This is a genomic window from Micromonospora sp. RP3T (genome assembly GCF_003027925.1).
Lineage (GTDB): Bacteria > Actinomycetota > Actinomycetes > Mycobacteriales > Micromonosporaceae > Micromonospora.
This window is the reverse complement of the sequence record NZ_PYPS01000083.1, coordinates 1-1,958: the sequence shown is the minus strand read 5'-3', so window position 1 is coordinate 1,958 and position 1,958 is coordinate 1. Positions and strand designations below refer to the sequence as shown.

At 68.7% G+C, this 1,958-nt stretch carries 1 protein-coding gene; it reads left to right on the top strand.

The features are described from left to right. Positions 1 to 38 precede the first annotated feature (38 nt). Positions 39 to 1,946, top strand: a complete 1,908-nt coding sequence (locus C8054_RS31500; RefSeq protein ID WP_255563047.1) for an IS481 family transposase — start codon at positions 39 to 41, stop codon at positions 1,944 to 1,946. The last annotated feature ends 12 nt before the right edge of the window (positions 1,947 to 1,958 follow it).

Below are 1,958 nucleotides of genomic sequence, written 5' to 3'. Positions count from 1 at the left end.
TGTCCTCCGTCGGCTGATGTGCGACACGCGTCCGCCAGGTGATCTGCGACAGTGGTCCGTTTCGGCACTCTGAGCCCGACGTCTCCGCGGGGCGTCGGGACTCGGGGAGGCCGGGATTGGCGCTGGTTGTCTTGTCGGTTGTCGAGCAGCGGTTGGACGCGGTTCGTGCGGTGTTGGCCGGGTCGGATGTGATGGAGGTGGCCGCCAGCTTCGGGGTGCATCGGTCGACGGTGCATCGGTGGGTGGGCCGGTATCTCACTGAGCAGTTGGCCGGGTTGGTCGACCGGTCGCATCGGCCGCACTCGTGTCCCGCTCAGGTGGCGGAGGCGGTTGAGGTCGCGGTGGCGGAGATGCGTCGGGAGCATCCTCGGTGGGGGTCGCGGCGGATCCGGTTGGAGATGCTGCGCAAGGCCGGGCCGTGGGTGGTCGAGGATCTGGCGGTGCCGTCGGAGCGGACGATCGACCGGATTCTGCAGCGGCAGGGTCTGTTGCGGGTCCGGCCCCGGAAACGGCCGAAGGACTCGTATAAGCGGTGGGAACGCCCTGCGCCGATGCAGTTGTGGCAGATGGACATCGTCGGTGGCGTGCAGCTGGTCAATCCCGCGACCGGTGTGCTGCGGGAGGCGAAGCTCGTCACCGCCGTCGACGACCACTCCCGGTACTGCGTGATCGCCAAGGTCGTCGAGAGGGCCACCGGCCGGGCGGTGTGTCTGGCCCTGGCGGAAGCCCTGGCCCGGTTCGGGGTTCCGGAGGAGATCATCACCGACAACGGCAAGCAGTTCACCGACCGGTTCGGCAAGTACCGTCCCCGCACCGGTGAGGTGCTGTTCGACAAGATCTGCCGCCACAACGGCATCACGCACCGACTCACCGCACCCGCCTCGCCGAACCAGAACGGCAAGGTCGAACGGTTCCACGGCACCGTCCGCCCGGACTTCCTCGACACCGCGCAGCCGTTCACCAGCCTGACCGAAGCCCAAGCCGCGGTGGACGCATACGTCCTGCACTACAACACCGACCGACCCCACCAGGCCCTCGACACACGAACGCCGGTCACCCCCGCTGACCGGTTCCAGCCCGCCCCGGCCCAGCAACGTGCCCTGGTCGACCTGTGGCTGCCACCCACCCTCGACCCCGTCCCCGCCAGCCCGGCCCAGCCGGTGGCAACCGCAACACCACCGGTCCAGGTCCAGCCGTCGGTGGCGGATCCGGGTGGGCCGGTGGAGTTCGACCGGGTCGTCCCGGCATCAGGCAACCTGATGGTGTGCCAACGCCAGTTCTGGATGGGCACCCACCGCGCCGGCATGGTGGCCCGCATCTGGGCCGACTGCGACCTGATCCACGTCCTCATCGCCGGCATCCGCATCAAAACCGTCCGGTCCCACCTGAGCGTCAACGACCTGGCCACCCTCGTTCGTCAGGGCGCCGTCCCGGCCGGCCCCGCACCTCTGCCACCGATCGAGGACGGCGACGCCATCGAGGTCGAACGCTGCGTCAACCGAGGCGGCGTCTCCCTGGGCCAACACATCGTCCTGGCCGCAGAGATCCTCGCCGGCCGCCGCGTCGGCATCCGCATCGAAGCGACCACCCTCATGTTCTACGACCTCGACACCCGCGAACTGCTGCGCACCCGCACCAACCCACTCCGACCAGAACAGATGAAACGCCTACGCGGCGCCCGACCAGCCGGACCCCCACCACGACCCTCGACCGAACCCGTCCGAGTGCAACGCAGGGCTTCCAACAGCGGCATCATCATGGTCGCCGGCCAGAAGGTCGCCCTCGGCCGGCTGCACCGACACCAGACAGTCACCGTGACCGTCTCGGAGACGACCCTGGCCATCGACCTACCCGACGGCGACACCAAGGTCATCCGACGCACGACCACCCAGCCAGTCCGTAGCATCAAGGGCCAGCGACCGCGGATCGCTACCCACGTTTCCTAGACCACCCGTCGC